This is a genomic window from Kutzneria sp. NPDC051319, assembly GCF_040682195.1.
Lineage (GTDB): Bacteria > Actinomycetota > Actinomycetes > Mycobacteriales > Pseudonocardiaceae > Kutzneria.
In genome coordinates, this window is record NZ_JBFBAM010000032.1 from 45,689 (window position 1) to 68,175 (window position 22,487).

Genomic DNA, 22,487 nt, shown 5'->3' on the forward strand with positions numbered 1-22,487 from the left:
ATCTCAGTGTCTTGTCAGAGGAGTAGGCGTGCGCAGTACGGCTAAACAACTGGCGGTGTTGTTCCAGGAACAGGCCTCGCGCACCCCGGACGCCGTGGCCGTCGTCTCCGACGAGGACAGGCTGTCCTACGGTGAGCTGAACGTCCGTGCCGACCGGGCGGCGGCCCTGCTGGCCGCGCACGGCGTGCGCGCCGGTGACCGAGTCGCGCTCATGCTGCCGCGCTCCGTCGAGATGATCGTGGCGATGTTGGCCGCGGCCAAGCTCGGCGCGGCCTATGTGCCGGTGGATCCGGAGTATCCGGCCGACCGCGTCGCGTTCATGATCGAGGACTCGCGGCCGGCACTGGTGGTCACGACCGAGCTGCTCGCCGCGGCCGACGCCGAGTCGCGACCGGACGGTCCCGACATCTCCGGCCGCGGCGCCGACGAACCGGCCTACGTCATCTACACGTCGGGCTCCACCGGTCGGCCCAAGGGCGTTGTCGTGCCGCACGCCGGCGTCGCCAACCACATGCTGTGGCAGGCCGAGCGTTGGGGCGTGACCGCCGAGGACGTGGTGCTGGCCCGCACCGCGTTCAGTTTCGACGCCTCCGGCACGGAGATCTGGTTGCCGCTGTCGGTCGGTGCGACCGTGTGCCTCGCGCCCAGCACCGTCACCCGGGACCCGCAGGCCCTGGTCTCCTATCTCAAGCGGCACGGTGTGACCATTGCTCAGTTCGTGCCGTCCCTGCTCGCGGTGACCGCGGAAGCGGTGCGCCAGGCGTCCGATCTGCCGCTGCGGCTGCTGTTCGTGGCCGGCGAGGTGCTGCCGCCCGCGCTCGCCGAGGAGGTCGTCTCCTCCTGGGGCCTGACGCTGGCGCACCTGTACGGCCCGACCGAGGCGTCCATCGACGTCACCGGATACGAGTGCCGGCCGGGGGTCGGCGCCGGCCCGGTGCCGATCGGCCGGCCGGTGTGGAACACCGAAGTCCACGTTCTGGACGCAGGGTTGCGGCCGGTCGATCCCGGCGAGGCCGGCGAGCTCTACGTCTCGGGAGTGCAGCTGGCGCACGGCTACCTCGGGCGGGCCGGCCTGAGCGCGCAGCGGTTCGTCGCGAACCCTCATGGCCCGGCTGGCTCCCGGATGTACCGCACCGGCGACCTCGCGCGCTGGAACGCCGATGGCGAGCTGGACTTCCTCGGCCGGTCGGACGACCAGGTGAAGGTGCGCGGATTCCGGATCGAGCTCGGCGAGATCGAAGCGGCCGTCGCGGCGTGCCCGGGCGTCACGCGGGCCGCCGTCGTGGTGCGCGAGGACCGGCCCGGTGACCGCCGGATCGTCGCCTACGTGGTGGGCGCCGTCGAGGGCGTGCGCGAACTGGTGGCGCAGCGGCTGCCCGAGCACATGGTCCCCTCCGCCTTCGTCGCGCTGTCGGAACTTCCGTTGGCTCCCAACGGGAAGCTGGACCGGCAGGCGCTGCCCCGACCTGCGGTCACCGTCGGGCGGGCGCCGGCCACGGCCCGCGAGCGACAGCTGTGCGAGCTGTTCGCCGAGGCGTTGGGTGTGGACACCGTCGGTGTCGACGACGACTTCTTCCACCTGGGCGGCGATTCGCTGGCCGCGATGCGACTGGCGGCCAGGGTCCGGGCCGAACTGGCCGTGGACTTCCCGGTGCGCGCGCTGTTCGAGTCGCCGACCGTCGAAGCGCTGGCCGCCCGGCTGGGCGAGACGCAGGACGAATCGGTCGCGTTGACCCGCGCGGAGCGCCCCGATCTGGTGCCGCTGTCCCATGCGCAGCAGGGGCTCTGGTTCCTGCACCAGCTGGAAGGTCCCAGCGCCACCTACAGCATTCCGCTCGCCCTGTCGCTGACCGGCCGGGTCGACCGCGCCGCGCTGGCCGCCGCGGTCGCCGATGTGATCGAACGGCACGAGGTCCTGCGCACCGTGTTCCCGGACGTCGACGGACGCGCGCACCAGCAGGTGCTCGACGCCGGCTCCGACATGTCCTTCGCGGACGTCGCCGACCTCGACGCCGCGGTGGCGAGGGCCGCCCGAGTGCCGCTGGACATCGCCACCGAGCCCCCGCTGCGGGCAACGCTGTTCTCCGCCGGCGCGGACCGACACGTGCTGTTGCTGCTGATGCACCACATCGCCAGTGACGGCTGGTCGGAGCGGCCGCTGGTCGCCGACCTGTCCGCCGCCTATGCCGCTCGCCTGGCCGACAACGCTCCACAGTGGACCGAGCTGCCGGTGCAGTACGCGGACTTCGCGCTGTGGCAGCAACACAACCAGGACGAAGATGGCGTCGCGTTCTGGCGGGACGCGCTGGCCGGGGTGGCCGAGCTGGCCGCGTTCCCGACCGATCGGCCGCGCCCGGCCGTCGCGTCACACCGGGGCGACGAGCTGACCTTCCGGCTGGACGGCGACCTGCACCGGCAGGTGGTCGAGCTGGCCCGGAACACCGGCAGCACGGTGTTCATGGTCGTGCAGGCCGCGCTGGCCGCGCTGATGACCGCCAGCGGCGCGGGCGCCGACATCCCGCTGGGCACCCCGTCCGCCGGCCGCGGCGACGAAGCCGTGGCCGACTTGGTCGGCTACTTCGTCAACACCATGGTGCTGCGCACCGACACCTCCGGCGACCCGAGCTTCCGCGGGCTGCTGGAGCGGGTCCGCGCGTTCGCCGTCGCCGCCTACGCCCACCAGGACGTGCCGTTCGACCGGGTGGTCGAGGAGCTCAACCCGGAGCGCGAGTTGGCCACCAACCCGCTGTTCCAGGTGATGCTGACCTTCGAGAACCTGGCGCTGGCGCGGGCCGATCTGCCCGGCCTGGACGTCGAGATCGGCGAGATCCCGACCGGAGTGGCCAAGTTCGACCTGGACCTGCGGATCCAGGAGCACCACACCGCCGGCGGCTCGCCGGACGGCATGAGCGGCATCGTCGAGTACGCCACCGACCTGTTCGACCGCGACACCGTGCTCGGGCTGACCGACTCGCTCGCCGCGGTGCTGCGCGCCGCCGTCGCCGCCCCGGACCAGCCGATCAGCGCCATCGAGGTGCCCGGCCGGGTGCACGGCGACCCGGTGCGGATCAGGGGCGCGGTCGTGGACCTCGATCGGGTCGAGGCGGCGCTGGCCAAGCACCCGGCGCTGGCCGAGGTCGTCGTCACGACTGGTCAGGACGAGGGCGGCGTGACCCGCCTGGCCGCCTACGTCGTCCCGGTCGCCGGCCACTCCGTGCGCACCGCCGACCTGCGCGAGCACGCGGCCCGCGAGCTGCCCGGCTACCTCGTCCCCGCCGCCTACGCGATGGTGGAGTCGCTGGAGACGTTGCCGGCTCCCGACTTCACCCGGGAGACCGGCCGAGTGCCGCGCACGCCGAGGGAGCGGATCCTCGCCGGCCTGGTGGCCGAGTTGCTCGGCCTGGCCGAGGTCGCCGTCGACGAGGGCTTCTTCGATCTCGGCGGGGACAGCATCGTGTCGATCCAACTGGTCAGCCGGGCCCGGCGGGCCGGCCTGGTGATCACGCCGCGGCAGGTGTTCGAGCACAAGACGGTGCAGCGGCTGGCCGCCGTCGCCGTCGAGGTCACCACGGTCACCGCCGCCGTCGACACCGGGGTCGGGCCGGTCGTGCCGACGCCGATCATGGCCGCGCTGCGCGACCAGGGCGGCCCACTGGCCGGCTACCACCAGTCGATGCTGATCAGGACGCCGGCCGATCTCGACCCGGAACACCTGCGCACGGCGCTGCAGGCCGTGCTGGACCGGCACGACGCCCTGCGGATGCGGCTGAGCCTGCCGGCATGGACGCTGGAGATTCCCGAGCCGGGTTCGGTCCGCGCGACTGTCGACCTCGAGGACAACGGGGTCGCGCTGGCGCCGACCGAGGGCGTCATGGTGCAGGCCGTCTACACCCCAGGCCGGCTGTTGCTGCGCGTGCACCACCTGGCCATCGACGGTGTGTCGTGGCGGATCCTGTTGCCGGACCTGCAAGCCGCCTACGAAGCCGTCGCGGGCGGCCGCACGCCCGAGCTGGCGCCGGTCGGCACCTCGCTGCGGCGCTGGAGCGAGCTGCTGCGCGCCCGCGCCGAGCGGACCGAGCAGTTGGCGCTGTGGCAGGGAATCCTGGACGGACCGGATCCGCTGCTCGGCTCGCGTCCGCTGGACCATGAGCGGGACACCCGTGGCACCAGCAGGTCGCTCACCGTCGGCCTGCCGGCCGAGCACACCGTGCCGCTGCTGACCACCGTTCCCGCCTCGGTGCACGGCCGGGTCAACGACGTGTTGCTGGCGGGCTTCGCGATCGCGGTCGCCGACTGGCGCCGCCGCCGGGGCGAGGACGAGACCTCGGTCCTGCTCGACCTGGAGGGCCACGGTCGCGAGGATCTGTTCGACGGAGTGGACCTGTCCCGCACGGTCGGCTGGTTCACCAGCGTCTTCCCGGTGCGGGTGGACGCCGGCGTCGGCGAGCTGGACGAGCTGCGCGCGGGTTCGCCGGCGCTGGCCCGGATTCTCAAGCGGGTCAAGGAACAGCTGCGCGCGATGCCGGACAACGGCGTCGGGTTCGGCCTGCTGCGCCACCTCAATCCGGCCACCCGCCAGCAGCTCGCCACGGCCCCGCAGATCGGGTTCAACTACCTCGGCCGGTTCGCGGTCGACACCGACGGCGACTGGTCGCCGATCGGCGCGCTCGGCGCCGGCATGGACGACGGCATGCCGCTGGAGTACGCGCTGGAGGTCAATGCGGCGACCGAGGACACCCCGGACGGCTCCCGCATCCAGGCCACGCTGACCTGGTCCGAGGGCATCCTGTCCGAGGCGGACGTCCAACGGCTCGGCGAGACCTGGATGCGGGCGCTGGCCGCGCTGGCCAGCGCCGGCCGGGGCGGTCTCACGCCGTCCGATGTGCCGCTGGTTTCGGTCACGCAGCACGACATCGAGCGGATCGAGGCCGCGCAGCCGGCGCTGGCCGACCTGGTGCCGCTGGCCCCGCTGCAGCAGGGCCTGCTGTTCCACGCCCTGTACGACGAGCAGGCGCCGGACATCTACGCCGTGCAGGAGGTCTTCCACCTCGACGGCGCGCTCGACGCCGGCCGGCTCCGCGCCGCGGCGCGGAACCTGTTGCGGCGACACGACAACCTGCGCGCCGGCTGCTGGCACGAGGGGCTGGCCACCGCCGTGCAGTTCGTGCCGGCCGAGGTCGAGCTGCCCTGGACCGAGCACGACCTGGTCGGCGTGCCGGCGCCCGAGCAGCACGCGGACCGGATCACCGCCGAGGACCGGGCCCGCCGCTTCGACCTGGCGCGGCCCCCGTTGCTCCGGTTCACCCTGATCAAGCTGGGTGAGCACGCACACCGGCTGGTGATCACCAACCACCACATCCTGTTCGACGGCTGGTCGATGCAGTCGGTGCTGGACGAGCTGTTCGCGCTCTACGCCGGCCAGGAGCTCGAGCCCGCCAGCCCGTACCGCGACTACCTGGCCTGGCTGTCCGCGCAGGACACGCAGGCGACCGAGCAGGCGTGGCGCGAGGCGCTGGACGGCCTGCGCGGGCCGACCCTGCTGGCGGCCGGCGCGAAGGCCGCGGCGGTCACGCCCGAGCAGGTCGTGCTGACCCTGCCGACCGAGCTGACCGCGACGTTGCTGCGGCACGCACGCCGGCACGGGCTGACGCTGAACTCGCTGGTCCAGGGCGCGTGGGCGCTGCTGCTGGCGAACCGGACCAAGCAGGCTGACCTGGTGTTCGGCGCGACCGTGTCCGGCCGCCCGTCGGAGATCCCCGGCATCGAGTCGATGATCGGCATGTTCATCAACACGCTGCCGGTGCGGGTCCGGCTGCGGGCCGAGGAGCCGCTGGTCGAGCTGCTGGCCCGGGTGCAGGACGAGCAGTCCCGGCTGATGGCCCACCACCAGGTCGGCCTGGCCGACCTGCAGCGGCTGTCCGGGATCACCGAGATGTTCGACACCCTCGTGATCGTCGAGAACTACCCGCACGAGCCCGGCGTCAGCTGGTCGGCCGCGCCCGGCCTGACCGTGACCGGGCTGGAGGACCATGACGCCACCCACTACCCGCTGACCCTGTCCGTGCTGCCCGGCGAGCGGCTGCGGCTGCGGCTGGAGCACCGGCCCGACCTGCTCGACCACGACACCACGGTCGCGCTGGGCGAGCGGCTGCTGGCCGTGCTCCGGTCCGTGATCGACACGCCGGCCACGCCGGTCGTCGAGTTCACCGGCCCGATCGACTGGGACGGGAAATCCGCCGCGCGTGAGCAGGACGAGCCCGAGCCCCAGCCGCGCCGGACGGCCCGCACCCCGCAGGAGGAGATCCTCTGCGGCCTGTTCGCCGACGTGCTCGGCGTCACCGACGTGGGCATCGACGACAGCTTCTTCGAGCTGGGCGGGCATTCGCTGTCGGCGATCCGGATGCTCAGCCGGATCCGCTCGATGTTCGGCGTCGAGCTGACCATCCGCCACCTGTTCGAGTCGTCGACCGTGGCCGCGCTGGTGGACCGCTTCAGCGGGGCCACCCGGGCCAGGGTGCCCTTGGCTCGCGCGCAGCGGCCGGAGGGGCGGATGCCGCTGTCGTTCGCGCAGTGGCGGCTGTGGTTCCTGCACCGCCTCGAAGGCGACAGCGCCACCTACACCGAGCCGCTGGTCCTTCGGCTGACCGGCGAGCTGGACCGGGACGCGTTGCGGGCCGCCGTCGCCGACGTGGTGGCGCGGCACGAGACGCTGCGCACGATCTACCCCGAGGACGACGGCACGCCGTACCAGCTGATCCTGCCCGAGGTCGAGACGTCGTTCACCGAGGTGCACACCGATCCGGACCGCCTGGGCGAGCAGCTGGCCGTGGCCGGCAAACACACCTTCGACCTGGCCACCGAGCTGCCGCTGCGGGTCACGCTGTTCTCGACCGGCCCGACCGACCACGTCGTGCTCCTGCTGCTGCACCACATCGCCAGCGACGGCTGGTCGGACGCCCCGCTGTCCAAGGACCTGTCGACCGCCTACCGGGCCAGGCTCGGCGGCCGTGCTCCACAGTGGACAGAGCTGCCGGTGCAATACGCGGACTACACCCTGTGGCAGCGGGAACTGCTGGGGGACGAGAAGGACCAGGACAGCATCCTGGCCCGGCAGCTGGCGTTCTGGAAGCAGACGCTGGCGAGCCTGCCGGAGCGGTTGCAGCTGCCGACCGACCGGCCCCGGCCGGCTGTTGCCTCCTATCGTGGTGACGAGGTCGAGTTCGAGCTGGACGCGCGGCTGCACGCCGGCCTGGTCGAGCTGGCCCGGCAGACCAACAGCACGCTGTTCATGGTGGTGCAGGCGGCTGTCGCCGCCCTGCTGACCCGGCTCGGCGCGGGCTTCGACATCCCGATCGGCAGCGTCAGCGCCGGCCGGTCCGACGAGGCGTTGGAAGAGCTGGTCGGGTTCTTCGTGAACACCCTGGTGCTGCGGGCCGACACGTCGGGCAACCCGAGCTTCCGCGAGCTGGTCGGCCGGGTCCGCGAGACCGACCTGGCCGCCTACGCGCACCAGGACGTGCCGTTCGAGCGGCTGGTCGAGGTGATCAACCCGGTGCGGTCGCTGGCCCACCACCCGCTGTTCCAGGTGATGGTGCTGTTCCAGAACAACGCCGAGGCCGAGTTGGACCTGCCCGGCCTGCGGGCGAGCTTCTCCGACATCGGCGCCGGCGCCTCCAAGTTCGACCTCGACTTCGACTTCCGCGAGTCCTACGGCCCGGACGGCACGCCGCTGGGCATGGCCGGCCTGATCGAGTACGCCACCGACCTGTTCGACCGCGACACCGTGCGCTCGTTCGGGTCCCGCCTGGTGCGGCTGCTCAACGCCGTGGTCGCGGACCCGGACCGGCCGATCGGGCAGATCGACGTGCTGGAGCCGGCCGAGCGGCACCGGCAGCCGGCGCTCGCCGGTGACTACGCGTCCGACCGCACGGTCGCGGCGGCCTTCGAGGAGCAGGTGCGACGCACCCCGGACGCGGTAGCCGTGACCTTCGAGGACACGCATCTGTCCTATGTGGAGCTCAACGAGCGGGCAAACCGGTTGGCGCACAAGCTGATCGAGCAGGGTGTCGGCGTCGAGCAGTTGGTGGCGCTGGCGCTGCCACGCTCGGCCGAACTGGTCGTGGCCGTGCTCGCCGTGCTCAAGGCCGGGGCCGCCTACCTGCCGATCGACCCGAACTACCCGGCGGACCGGATCGCCTACGTGCTGGCCGACGCCGCGCCGTCGGCGGTGCTGACCAGCCGCCAGGTCACCACGCCCGTCGACGTGCCCGCGATCTACGTGGAGGACGTCACCGACGGTCCGGTCGCCGATCCGACGCCGCAGGCGGGGCCGGACAACACCGCCTACGTGATCTACACGTCCGGCTCGACCGGCCGGCCCAAGGGCGTGTTGATCCCGCACCGCAACGTGATCCGGCTGTTCACCGCGACCGAGCACTGGTTCGGCTTCGACGGGCGGGACGTGTGGACGCTGTTCCACTCCTACGCGTTCGACTTCTCCGTGTGGGAACTGTGGGGTCCGCTGCTGCACGGCGGCCGGCTGGTCGTGGTGTCGCACGCGGTCACTCGCTCGCCCGAGGAGTTCCTGACCCTGCTGTCCCGTGAGCGCGTGACCGTGCTCAACCAGACGCCGTCCGCGTTCTACCAGCTGATCCAGGCCGACGCCGACCGGCCGCAGCCGCTGGCGCTGCGCACGGTGGTGTTCGGCGGGGAGGCGCTGGAGCTGCGGCGGCTGACCGACTGGTACACCCGGCACGCCGACGACGCGCCGGTGCTGGTCAACATGTACGGCATCACCGAGACCACGGTGCACGTCACCCACCAGGCGCTGGACGAGCACAAGGTCGCCGCCGGCGCGGGCAGCCTCATCGGCACGGGCATCCCGGACCTGCGGGTCTACGTGCTCGACGACTTCCTGCAGCCGGTGCCCACCGGCGTCGGCGGCGAGCTGTACGTCGCCGGCGCCGGCCTGGCCCGCGGCTACCTGGGACGTCCCGGCCTGAGCTCCGAGCGGTTCGTGGCCGATCCGCACGGCGCGCCCGGCAGCCGCATGTACCGCACCGGCGACCTCGGCCGGTGGATGTCGGACGGCACGCTGGACTACCTCGGCCGGGCCGACAACCAGGTGAAGATCCGCGGGTTCCGGATCGAGCTCGGCGAGATCGAGGCCGTGATCGAGCGGCACGCCGCCGTGGCCGAGGCGACCGTGCTGGTCCGTGAGGACCGGCCGGGGGACAAGCGGCTGGTCGCGTACGTGATCGCGGCTGCCGGCCAGACAGTGCAGGCCGCCGACCTGCGTCGGCATGCGGCCGCGTCGCTGCCGGAGTACATGGTGCCGTCGGCCTGTCTGACGATTGAGCGCTTCCCGTTGACAGCCAACGGAAAGCTGGACACCAAGGCGCTGCCCGCGCCGGAGCTGTCCAGCGCGGGCGGTCGCGCGCCGCGGTCGCAGCGTGAGGAACTGCTGTGCGGGCTGTTCGCCGACGTGCTCGCGGTGCCCCGGGTCGGCATTGACGACAGCTTCTTCGACCTGGGCGGGCACTCGCTGCTGGTCACCCGGCTGATCAGCCGGATCCGCTCGGCGCTGGGCGTGGAGCTCTCGCTGCGGTCGCTGTTCGAGGCGCCCACCGTGGCCGGGCTCGCCGACCTGCTCGACCGGGCCGGCCAGGCCCGCGTGGCGCTGCGGGCGATGCCCCGCCCGGAGCGGTTGCCGCTGTCGTTCGTCCAGCAGGGACTGTGGTTCCTGGGCCAGCTGGAGGGGCCGAGCGCCACCTACAACGTGCCGCTGGTGATGCGCATGTCCGGTCGGCTCGACGTGGACGCCATGCGTGAGGCGCTGGCCGACGTGGTCGCGCGCCACGAGTCGCTGCGCACGCTGTTCCCGGACGTGGACGGCACGCCGTACCAGGTCGTGGTCGGCGCCGAGGAGGGCCGGCCGGAGCTGCACATCGTGCACACCGACGCCGAGAGCCTGACCGAGGCGCTGCAGGAGGCCTCCCGCTACCACTTCGACCTGACCAGCGAACTGCCGCTGCGGGTCACGCTGTTCGACCTCGGCTGCGACGAGTACGCGCTGCTGCCGTTGATGCACCACATCGCCAGCGACGGCTGGTCGGAGACGCTGCTGGGCAACGACCTGTCCGAGGCCTACGCGGCCCGCCTGGCCGGTGATGCTCCACAGTGGACGCCGCTGGCGGTGCAGTACGCGGACTACACGCTGTGGCAGCGCGAACTGCTCGGCAGCGAGGACGATCCGGACAGTGCCATCACCAAGCAGCTGGACTTCTGGCGGCGCACGCTCGCCGGCCTGCCGGAGAAGATCGAGATGCCGACCGACCGGCCCCGGCCGGCGGTGGCCTCCTACGGCGGCGACGAGGCCGAGCTGCGGATCGACGCACAGCTGCACCGCACGCTGGCCGAGGTCGCGCGACGGACCAACACCACGCTGTTCATGGTGTTGCAGGCCGGCGTGGCCGCGCTGCTGTCCCGCCTGGGCGGCGGCGCCGACATCCCGATCGGCACCCCGGTCGCCGGCCGGACCGACGAGGCCCTCGAGGACCTGTTCGGGTTTTTCGTCAACACCCTCGTGCTGCGCACCGACCTGTCCGGCGACCCGAGCATGCGCGAGCTGCTGGACCGGGTCCGCGACGCCGACCTGGCCGCCTTCGCCCACCAGGACCTGCCGTTCGAGCGGATCGTGGAGGTGGTCGCGCCCGTCCGCTCGCTGGCCCACCACCCGCTGTTCCAGGTGATGCTGACCTTCGAGAACTTCGACGAGGTCAACGTCGAGTTCCCCGGCATGTCGGTCGGGCTGGAGGACGTCGTCGCCGGCGTGGCCAAGTTCGCGATGGACATCCGGTTGCAGGAGCGCTACGCCGACGACGGCGAGCCGGCCGGCATCGTCGGCGAGATCGAGTACGCCACCGACCTGTTCGACCGCGCCACCATCGACGCGTTCGGCGACCGCCTCACGCGGCTGCTGACGGCCGCGGCCGCCGACCTGGACCGGCCGCTGGCCCGGATCGACGTGCTGTCGGCCGAGGAGCGCAGGCTGATCCTGACCGAGTGGAACGGCGCGCCGGTCGAACCCGTGGAGACCACGGTTCTCGAGCTGATCGACGCGCACGAGCACGGCGAGCTGGCCGCGCCGGTCGCCGCCGCCCTGGCTCGGCTGCGGGCCGGCGAGATCGAGGTGTCGGCCCGGCTGGTCGAGAGGTCGTTGGCGCTCAAGGGAACGACGGCCGCCGACCGCGAGCTGGTGAGCGCCTCGGCGGAGCCGTGGGAGCTGCTGGCCCCGCTCACGGTCGGCGCGACCGTCGTGACAACCTGGGACGAGCAGGTCACGATCGCGTCGTTCACTCCGATGCAGCTCTCGGAGTTCTTGCGGCGCGGGGAAACCGGCGCGCTGCGGCTCGTGCTCTGCGGCGGCGCGCCGATGCCGGCCGCGCTGGCCCGGCGTTTCCACCGCACAGTGGACGCCGCGCTGCTGCACGTGTACTCGATGGCCACGGCCGGCCGCTGCGAGGCCGAGACCGGTGTGCTGCCCATCGGCCGGCCGCTGCCCGGCGTCACGGTGCACGTGCTGGACGACGCCGGCCAGCCGGTGCCGGCGGGTGTCACCGGCCGCCTCGTCGTGGACGGCGCGGACACCGGCGACCGGGCCCGCTGGCTGCCGGACGGCCAGCTGCGACTGGTCGAGCACGCGCTGGTGCGCGGGCTGCCGGTCGAGCCGGCGGAGATCGAGGCGATCCTCGCCGAGCGGACCGACCTCGCCGACGCCGCGGTTGTCGTCCGTGACGACGAGGTGCTGGCCTTCGTCACTGAAGCGTTGGACACCACCGCGGTTCGCGACCACCTCGACGCGCTGCTGCCGGAGTACATGGTGCCGTCGGCGGTCGTCGCGGTGGACGCGCTGCCGCTCGTCGACGGCCTGGTCGACCGGGACTCGCTGACGGTCGCCGCCCGCGGCGAGCACCGCGGGCCCCGCACGCCGCAGGAAGAGATCCTGTGCGGGCTGTTCGCCGAGGTCCTGGGCGTGCCCCGGGTCGGCATCGACGACAGCTTCTTCGACCTGGGCGGGCACTCGCTGTCCGCGATCCGTCTGCTGAGCCGGATCCGTTCCGCCTTCGACATCGAGCTGCCGGTGCGGACCCTGTTCGGGGAGCCGACGGTCGCGAAGCTGGTGGACCGGCTGACCTCGGCCGGTGCGGCCCGACCGCCGCTGGTTCCGGTGGCCCGCCCGGAGCGGCTGCCGCTGTCGTTCGCCCAGCAGCGACAGTGGTTCCTGCAGCGCTTCGAAGGGCCGTCGATCTACAACGTGCCGCTGGTGCTGCGGCTGACCGGCGAGCTGGACCGGGAGGCGCTCCAGGCGGCGCTGGCCGACGTGGTGGGCCGGCACGAGTCGCTGCGCACGGTGTTCCCCGAGGTCGACGACCTGCCGTGCCAGCAGGTGCTGGATGTCCGCCCGGGCCTCGACGTGGTGTCGACCGATGAGGCGCACCTGTCCGAACTGGTGTCGGCGGCGTCCGCCCGGCCGTTCGACCTGACGACCGAGATCCCTTGGCGCGCGACGCTGTTCGTGCTGGCCGAGGACGTGCACGTGCTGTTGCTGCTGACCCACCACATCGTCAGCGACGGATGGTCGGAGGCGCCGCTGGCCCGGGACGTCTCGGTCGCGTACGCGGCCCGCTGCCAGGGCCGACCGCCGCAGTGGACGCCGCTGCCGGTGCAGTACGCGGACTACACGGTGTGGCAGCGGGAGGTCTTCGGCGACGAGGCCGACCCGGACAGCGTGATCGCCAAGCAGGCTGCGCACTGGCGGGAGACGCTGGCCGGCCTGCCGGCGCTGCTGGAGCTGCCGGTCGACCGGCAGCGTCCGCCGATCGCCAGCTACCGCGGCGAAATGGTGCTGTTCGACTGGGACCAGCAGCTGCACACGGCGCTGCTGGGGCTGGCGCGGCAGGCCGGCGCGACCCTGTTCATGGTGGTGCAGGCGGCGCTGGCCGCCCTGCTGACCAGGATGGGCGCGGGCACCGACATCCCGATCGGCACCGTGGTGGCCGGCCGCACCGACGAGGCGTTGGACGAGCTGGTCGGCTTTTTCGTCAACACCGTCGTGCTGCGGACCGACACCGCGGGCACGCCGACCTTCCGTGAGCTGCTGGGCCGCGTGCGGGAGACCGACCTGGCCGCCTTCGCGCACCAGGAGCTGCCGTTCGAGCGGATGGTCGACGTGGCCAACCCGGTGCGGTCGCTGTCGCACCACCCGCTGTTCCAGGTCGCGTTGGGCTTCCAGAACAACGCCGACGGCGAGTACCGGATGCACGGGCTGCGCGCGGAGTTCGAGGACGTCGAGACCGGGGTCGCCAAGTTCGACCTGACCTTCGACCTCGAGGAGCGGTTCGGCGCGGACGGCGAGGCGGCCGGGATCGCCGGCGACGTCGAGTTCGCGCTCGACCTGTTCGACCGGGAGACCGTGCAGGGGCTGGCCGACCGGCTGCGGACGCTGCTGGTGGCCTTCGCGGCCGACCCGGACCAGGCCATCGACGCGGTGGAGATCACGACCGAGTCGGAGCGGGCGCTGCCGGCCCCGCTGGTCGGCGTGGACCCGCTGCCGCTGGTCGCGTCCTGGTCCGACGAGCTGGCGGTGGTGTTCGAGGACACCGAGCTCACCTACGCCCAGCTGACCGAGCCGATCGGCGTGCCCGAGGTGGACGCCGTGGTGTCGCTGCTGAGGTCCGAGCCGCGCGAGTGGGTGTTGCCGGCGGTCACGGCCGGCCGGGTGGCACACTTCGCCGGCACCGACGCCGAGCGGCTGTCCGTGCTGGCGGCCGGTGGTTGCCTGGTGATCCCGACCCGGGAGATCCTGGCCGACCCGTCGGATCTGCTCGGCTGGCTGGAGTGGTACGAGGTCGAGGAGTTCACCGCCCCGCCGCGGGTGCTCGACGCGTTGCGCCGCACGGCCGCGGAGCAGGAGTTCGAGCTTCGTACCCGGCTGCTGCCGCAGCGGCTCGACGTGCCCGGTGTCGGACTCGTCCCCGTCGAGCAAGGATGTGTGCTGGACGCTCGGCAACGGCTGGTGCCGGCCGGAGTGCCCGGCGAGCTGTGTTTCGTCGCCGACGAGGCCGGTGCGGTGGTGCGGACCGGCAAGCCGGCGCGCCGCACCCGGTCCGGCGAGGTGGAACTGCTCGACCAGCCGTACGAGCGCGTCGAGTCCACCCTGATGACGCACCCGGCGGTGCGCGGCGCCGCTGTCGTTCCGGGTCCCCGTCTGACCGCCTACGTGATCGGAGATGGTGACGCCGAGTCGCTGCGGGAGCAGGTGGCCTCGGCGGTGCCCGACCACCTGGTGCCGTCGTCCTTCGTGTTCGTGGACGACCTGCCGCTGACCGCGGACGGCACGCTCGACGTGCCGGCGCTGCGGGAGCGTGGGGCGGGCGCGGCCGCGCAGGGCCGCCAGCCGCGTACCCGGCGGGAACGGGAACTGTGCGAGCTGTTCGCGGACATCCTGGACGTCGACGAGCTCACGATCGACGACAGCTTCTTCGCGCTGGGCGGCCACTCGCTGCGGGCGACCAGGCTGGTCAGCCGGATCCGCTCCACGTTCGGCGTGGAACTGCCGGTGCGTGCGGTGTTCGAGGCGCCCACCGTGGCCGGCCTGGCGGAGCGGATGGCCGCCGGCGGCGCGGTCCGCGCGGCGCTGGCGCCGGTCACGCGCCCCGATCCGATGCCGCTCTCCTTCGCCCAGCAGCGGCTGTGGTTCCTGTACCGGTTGGAGGGGCCGAGCGCGACCTACAACATCCCGGTCGTGCTCCGGGTCGCCGGCGAACTGGATCGGGACGCGTTCACCGCGGCCGTGCGGGATGTCGCCACTCGGCACGAGGCGCTGCGCACGATCTTCCCGGAGGTCGACGGCCAGCCGTGCCAGCGGATCGTCGACGCCGACCGGGTCGGCGTCACCTTCGCCGATTCGACGGATCTGGAGGCCGCCGCGCGTTACCCGTTCGATCTGGCCGGTGAACCGCCACTGAAGGTCACCGTGCTGGGCAACGCCGTGCTGCTGCTGATCCACCACATCGCCGGTGACGGTTGGTCAGGCGGTCCGCTCGTGCGGGACCTGTCCACCGCCTACGCGGCCCGCCTGGCCGGTGAGGCTCCACAGTGGACGCCGCTGCCGGTGCAGTACGCGGACTACACGCTGTGGCAGCGGGAGCTGCTGGGCAGCGAGGACGACCCGGCCAGCCTGGTGTCGCGGCAGCTGGCGTTCTGGCGCGAGACCCTGGCCGACCTGCCGGAGCTGCTGGAGCTGCCGACCGAGCGGCCACGCCCGGCCGTCGCGTCCTACCTCGGCGAGACGCACGACTTCGAGGTTCCCGCCGGGCTGCACCGCGAACTGGCGGATCTGGCGCAACGCAACGGAGTCACGCTGTTCATGGTGTTGCAGGCCGCGGTCGCGGCGCTGCTCACCCGGCTCGGCGCGGGCACCGACATCCCGTTGGGCACGCCGATCGCCGGCCGCACCGACGACGCGCTGGACGAGCTGGTCGGCTCCTTCGTCAACACGCTGGTGCTGCGCACCGACACCGCCGGCGACCCGAGCTTCCGCGAACTGCTGGCCCGCGTGCAGGAGGTGACGCTGTCGGCGTACGCCCACCAGGACGTGCCGTTCGAGCGCCTGGTCGAGGCGCTGGACCCGGCCCGCTCGCTCGGCCACCACCCGCTGTTCCAGGTCATGCTGACGTTGCAGAACCTGGACAACGGCGAGCCGGACCTGGGCGGACTGGCGGCGACCGTCGAGGGCGTCGAGACCGGCGTGGCCACCGTCGACCTGTCCTTCGTGGTCCAGGAGGGCGAGGACGGCCTGACCTGCGAACTGGAGTACGCCACCGACCTGTACGACGCGACGGCGGCCCGCCGGATCGCCGACCGGCTGGTGCGGGTGCTCGAGGCGGTCGTGGCCGATCCGGACCGCGCCATCGGCGCGATCGACGTGCTGGACGCCGCCGAGCGACACAACCTGCTCGTGGCGTGGAACGACACCGGCCTGGCGCTGCCCGACACCGACCTGGTCGGGCTGGTCGCCGGCGCACCCGACACGATCGCCTTGGCCAGCAACGGAATCGAGCTGACCTACGGCGAGCTGGACCAGCGCGCCAACCAGGTGGCCCACCACCTGCGCGAGCTGGGCGCGGGACCGGAGCGCCTGGTCGCCGTGTCGATGCCCCGCTCCGCGGCCCTGCTCGTGGCCCTGCTCGGGGTGCTCAAGAGCGGCGCGGCGTACCTGCCGATCGACCCGACCTACCCGGCGGAGCGGATCGACTACATCCTCGCCGACGCGCGGCCGGTCTGCGTGCTCACCGACCTGTCCGGCGCGGACGGACGGCCGACGACCGACCCGGGTGTGCGCCGCCGGCCGGACAACCCGGCCTACGTGATCTACACGTCCGGGTCGACCGGCCGCCCCAAGGGGGTCTGCGTCACCCATCGCAACCTCGTCAACTTCCTGGTCTCGATGCGACCGCACGTGCCACTCGCCCCGACCGACCGGCTGTTGGCCGTCACCACGGTCGCCTTCGACATCGCGGCGCTGGAGCTGTACCTGCCGCTGCTGTCCGGCGCCCGGGTCGTGCTCGCCGACGAGGACACCGTCCGCGATCCGGCGGCGCTGGCCGACCGGGTCCGGGCCGACGGCATCACGGTGCTGCAGGCGACCCCGTCGCTGTGGCAGGGACTGGTCGCGGAGAACGTCCGTGGCCTGCGAATGCTGGTCGGCGGCGAAGCTGTGCCGCCGCGGCTGGCCGGCCGGATGAGCGAGCTGGGCGGCGCGGTCGTCAACGTGTACGGGCCGACCGAGACCACCATCTGGTCGGCCGCCGCCGAGCTGACCGGCGCCGACACCCCCATCGGCCGTCCGATCGGCAACACCCGTGTCCACGTGCTGGACGGGGCGTTGCGGCCCGTGCCGGCGGGCGTGGCCGGCGAGCTCTACATCGCCGGTGCCGGCGTGGCGCGTGGCTACTTCGGACGGCCGGGACTGACCTCGCAGCGCTTCACCGCCGACCCGTTCGGTCCGGCCGGCTCGCGGATGTACCGCACCGGCGACCTGGCGCGCTGGCGGCACGACGGACAGCTGGAGTACCTGAGCCGGGTCGACGACCAGGTGAAGGTGCGCGGATTCCGGATCGAGCTCGGCGAGATCGAGTCGGTGCTGGCCGAACATCCCGGGGTGCGGCGGGTCGCCGTGATCGTGCGGGAGGACCGGCCGGGTGACCGGCGGCTGACCGCCTACGTGGTCGGCGACGCGGACGTCGCCGCGCTGCGGGCCAAGGCCCGCGAGCGGCTGCCGGAGTACATGGTGCCGTCGGCGTTCATCCCGCTCGACACGCTTCCGTTGACCCCGAACGGGAAGCTCGCCCGCAGGGCGCTGCCCGCGCCGGCCCGCGAGGAGCAGGCCGGTCGCGCCCCGCGCACGCCGCGCGAGGAGTTGTTGTGCGGGCTGTTCGCGGACGTGCTCGGCGTGGACCGGGTCGGCGTCGACGACGGCTTCTTCGACCTGGGCGGGCATTCGCTGCTGGCCACCCGGCTGATCAGCCGGATCCGCTCGGCGCTCGGAGTGGAGCTGGCGATCCGGACCCTGTTCGAGACGCCGACCCCGGCCGGCCTGGCCGAGGTGATCGACGGCGCCGGCACGGCCCGACCCGCGCTGGTGCCGGTGCCTCGCGACGGGCGGGTGCCGCTGTCGTTCGCCCAGCGGCGACTGTGGTTCCTGCACAAGTTGGAGGGGCCGAGCGCCACCTACAACCTCCCGGTGACGCTGCGGCTGGACGGTCCCGTCGACGCCGAGGCGCTGCGGCTGGCGTTGGCCGACGTGGTCGGCCGGCACGACGCCCTGCGCACGGTGTTCCCGGAGGCGGACGGCGGTCCGCACCAGCTCGTGATCGACGTCGAGCCGACGCTGTCCGTTGTGGACTACTCGCAGCGGGCGCTGGACGAGGCGGTCCGGTACCCGTTCGACCTGGCGGCCGAGCTGCCGGTGCGGGCGTGGCTGATGCGCGTCGGCCAGGACGAGCATGTGCTGCTCCTGCTGGTGCACCACATCGCGGGTGACGCGTGGTCGATGGCCCCACTGGTCCGCGATCTGGCGACCGCGTACACGGCCCGACTGGCCGGCAGTGCTCCACAGTGGACGCCGCTGCCGGTGCAGTACGCGGACTACACGCTGTGGCAGCGGGATCTGCTCGGCAGCGAGGACGACCCGGACAGCGTCATCGCCGCCCAGCGGCGGTTCTGGGTGGACGCGCTGGCCGGTGTCCCGGACGAGCTGGTGCTGCCCACGGACCGGCCGCGCCCGGCGCGGACCACCTATCGCGGTGACACCGTGGAATTCGCGCTGTCCGCGGAAGACCGCCGGGCGGTCGTGGAACTGGCGCACTCCGCCGGCGTGACCGTGTTCATGGTGCTGCAGGCCGGTCTCGCCGCCCTGCTGAGCAGGTTGGGCGGCGGCGCCGACATCCCGATCGGCACGGCGATCGCCGGTCGCACCGACGAGGCGCTGGACGATCTGGTCGGCTTTTTCGTCAACACGCTGGTGCTGCGCACCGACCTGTCCGGCGACCCGACCTTCCGGGAGTTGCTGGCCCGCGTGCGGGAGACCGACCTGGCCGCGTACGCCAACCAGGACGTGCCGTTCGAACGGCTGGTGGACCTGATCGCGCCGACGCGCTCGCTGGGCCGGCACCCGCTGTTCCAGGTGCTGCTGACGCTGCAGAACGTCGAGGACGGCGAGCTGGAGCTGCCCGGCGTGCGGGTGCGACCGGAGGAGGTCGGCACCGGGGTCGCCAAGTACGACCTGGCGTTCGTGCTGGAGGAGTCCGACGGCATCGAGGGCATGGTCGAGTACTCCACCGACCTGTTCGACCGGGCCAGCGTCGAACTGCTGGTGTCCCGGCTGTGCCGGCTGCTGCGGGCCGTGGTGGCCGAGCCGGACCTGGCGGTCGGCCGCGTGCAGCTGCTGTCCGAGGACGAGCGCGAGGACTGCCTGGTGCGGTGGAACGACACCGCCCGCGAGGTGCCCGCGTCGACCATGCCCGAGCTGTTCCAGGCCCGGGTCGGGGACGCGCCGGCGTTGGTGTTCGAGGACACCACCCTGAGCTACGCCGAGCTGAACCGGCGCGCGAACCGGTTGGCGCACTGGCTGATCACCCGGGGCGTCCGGCCGGAACAGCGGGTGGCCGTGGCGCTGCGGCGCTCGATCGACATGGTGGTCGCCGTGCTGGCGGTGGCCAAGGCCGGTGGCGCCTACCTGCCGGTCGACCCCGCCTACCCGGCCGAGCGCATCGAGTACATGCTGTCCGACGCGCGACCGGCACTGGTCATCACGACGTCCGCAGTAGACCTGCCGGTGGACCGGCCGTTGCTGCTGGACGACGAGTCGACGGCGGCGGCAGTCGAAGCCATGCCGGACACCGATCCGACCGACCGGGACCGGCTCGCGCCGCTGCGTCCGAGCAGTCCCGCGTACGTCATCTACACCTCGGGCTCGACCGGGCGGCCCAAGGGCGTCGTGGTCACCCACGCCGGCATCGCCAGCCTGCTCGCCGCCCAGGTGACGGCGTTCGAGGTCGGTGCGGGCAGTCGGGTGCTCCAGTTCGCGTCGCTGAGTTTCGACGCCGCGTCGTGGGAACTGTGCATGGGCCTGCTGTCCGGCGCGTGCCTGGTGGTGGCGCCGGCGGAGCGCGTGCTGCCCGGCCAGCCGCTGGCCGACCTGATCGCCGAGCAGGGCGTCACGCACCTGACGCTGCCGCCGACCGCGCTGACCGTGTTGCCCGACAACGCATTGCCTGCCGGCACCACGCTCGTCGTCGCCGGCGAAGCCTGCCTGCCGCAGCAGGTCGACCAGTGGTCGCGCGGCACCCGGATGATCAACGCGTACGGTCCGACCGAGACGACGGTGTGCGCCACCATGAGCGGCCCGCTGTCCGGACCGGTCGCGCCGCCGATCGGCCGGCCGATCACCAACGCGCAGGTGTACGTGCTGGACGCGGGGCTGCGTCCGGTGCCGCCGGGCACCGTCGGCGAGCTGTACGTCGCCGGCGCCGGCCTGGCCCGCGGCTACCTCCACCAGCCCGGCCTGACGGCGACGCGGTTCGTGGCCAACCCGTTCGGCACGGGACGTCTGTACCGCACCGGCGACCTGGCGCGGTGGCGGTCCGACGGCCAACTCGACTACCTGGGCCGCGTCGACGACCAGGTGAAGGTGCGCGGGTTCCGGATCGAGCTCGGCGAGATCGAGTCGGTGCTGGCCGGGCATCCGGGCGTCACGCACGTGTCGGTCATCGTGCGGGAGGACCGGCCCGGCGACCGCCGGATCGTGGCCTACGTGGCGGGGGACCGCGGGCTGGAGCCGGCCGCGCTGCGCCAGCACTCGGCGACCACGCTGCCCGAGCACATGGTGCCGTCGGCCTTCGTGCAGTTGGACGCGATTCCGTTGCTGCCCAACGGAAAGGTGGACCGCAAGGCGCTGCCCGAGCCGGAGTTCACGGTCGTCGCCGGCGGGCGCGCACCGCGCACCGCCCGCGAGGAGACGCTGTGCGGCCTGTTCCGCGACGTTCTCGGCGTGGCCGAGGTCGGCATCGACGCCGGCTTCTTCGAGCTCGGCGGGGACAGCATCCTGTCGCTGCGGCTGGTCAGCCTGGCCCGCAAGGCCGGCCTGGTCATCACCGCGCAGGACGTGTTCGAACACCGCACGGTCGAGGGCCTGGCGTTCGCGGCCGGCAACACCGAGGCGGACGAGGTGGCCGACGACGGCGTCGGCGAACTGCCGGCGACGCCGATCATGCGCTGGCTGGCCGAGCAGCACGGCCCGTCGACCGCGTTCAACCAGTCGATGGCGCTGCGGGTGCCGGCCGACCTCGGCGCCGACCGGCTCACCGCCGCCGTGCAGGCCGTGCTCGACCACCACGACGCCCTCCGGCTGGTCGCGCACGCCGATGGTCGCTACGAGATCGCCGAGCACGTCGAGGCGGGCCCGCTTATCCGGCGGGTCGAGACCATGGCCGAGCTCGTCGACCAGGGCGAGCAGGCCAGGCTGCGGCTGTCGCCGGAGCACGGGACGATGCTCCAGGTCGTCTGGTTCGACGCCGGTCCCGACCGGTCCGGCCGGCTGCTGCTGGTCGCGCACCACCTGGTGATCGACGGCGTGTCCTGGCGAATCCTGTTGCCCGACCTGGCGACCGCGTGGCACTCGGTCGCACGGGACCAGCCGGTCGCGCTGGACCCGGTGCGGACCTCGCTGCGGCGCTGGTCGCACGCGCTGACCGAACTGGCGTCCGCTCGGACCGCCGAGCTGGAGCTGTGGACCGGCACGCTGGCCGGGCCGGATCCGCTGCTGGGCGACCGGCCGCTCGATCCCGCTGTCGACGTGGCCGGCACGGCTGCCGAGATCGAGCTGACGCTGCCGGCCGAGGCGACCGAGCCACTGCTGACCACGGTGCCGGCGCGCTACCGCGCGAGCGTCAACGACGTGCTGCTCACCGGGCTCACGCTGGCCGTGTCCCGCTGGCGGCACCGCCGTGGCAAGGGCGCCGATGCCGGTGTGCTGCTGGACCTGGAGGGCCACGGCCGCGAGGAGATCGTCGCCGGGGCCGACCTGTCGCGGACCGTCGGCTGGTTCACCAGCCTGTACCCGGTGCGGCTGGCCGCGGGCGCGCTGGACTGGGACGAGGCCCTGGCCGGCGGGCAGGCGATCAAGCTGGTCAAGGAGCAGCTGCGCACGCTGCCCGACCACGGCGTCGGACACGGCTTGCTTCGGTACCTGAACTCGGACACCGCCCCGGCGCTGGCCGCGTTGCCCGTGCCCCAGCTCGGGTTCAACTACCTCGGCCGGTTCGCGGTCGGCGAGGACGAGGCCGCGGACTGGATGCTGGCCGACGACGTGACCGGCCCGGCCGGGCGCGACGCCGGCATGGCGTTGACCCACTCGGTGGAGGTCAACGCGCTGACCGAGGACCGGGCCGGCGGGCCGAGCCTGACCGCCGTCTGGTCCTGGCCGTCGGCGCTGCTGGCCGAGTCCGACGTGCGGGAACTGGCCGAGACGTGGTTCGAGGCGCTGCGGGCGCTGGTGGACCACTCGCGGGGCTCGGGTGTCGGCGGGTACACGCCGTCCGACCTGTCCCTGGTCTCGCTCAGCCAGGAGGACATCGACGACCTCGAGACGGAATTGGGGACCTTCGAGTCATGAGCTCGTCTCTGAAGCGACGAGTGTGCCGACCGCCGCTCGCAGCGTTTGCGGTAGCGGTTCAGACGCGACCCGCACCCGTCGATGACGGCGTGCAACAGCCACACCCCATCCCGGTGCAGCAGGTCGGTTTCCCCGATCGACCGGGACCGCGACAGAGCGAGGTGTGCCCGGCTTCCCACGATTCGCACGTTGCGGAGCCGGCCGGCGGTGGTCCAGATCGACACGCTGCCCGCACGACTCGCCGCACCGA

General features: G+C 72.7%; 1 protein-coding gene. It reads left to right on the forward strand.

Features of this window, described 5'->3' with window-relative positions:
• Positions 1 to 28: 28 nt before the first annotated feature.
• Complete coding sequence (locus AB0M73_RS28035) at positions 29 to 22,237, forward strand: non-ribosomal peptide synthase/polyketide synthase (protein WP_363896282.1); 22,209 nt, start codon at positions 29 to 31, stop codon at positions 22,235 to 22,237.
• Positions 22,238 to 22,487: the final 250 nt, after the last annotated feature.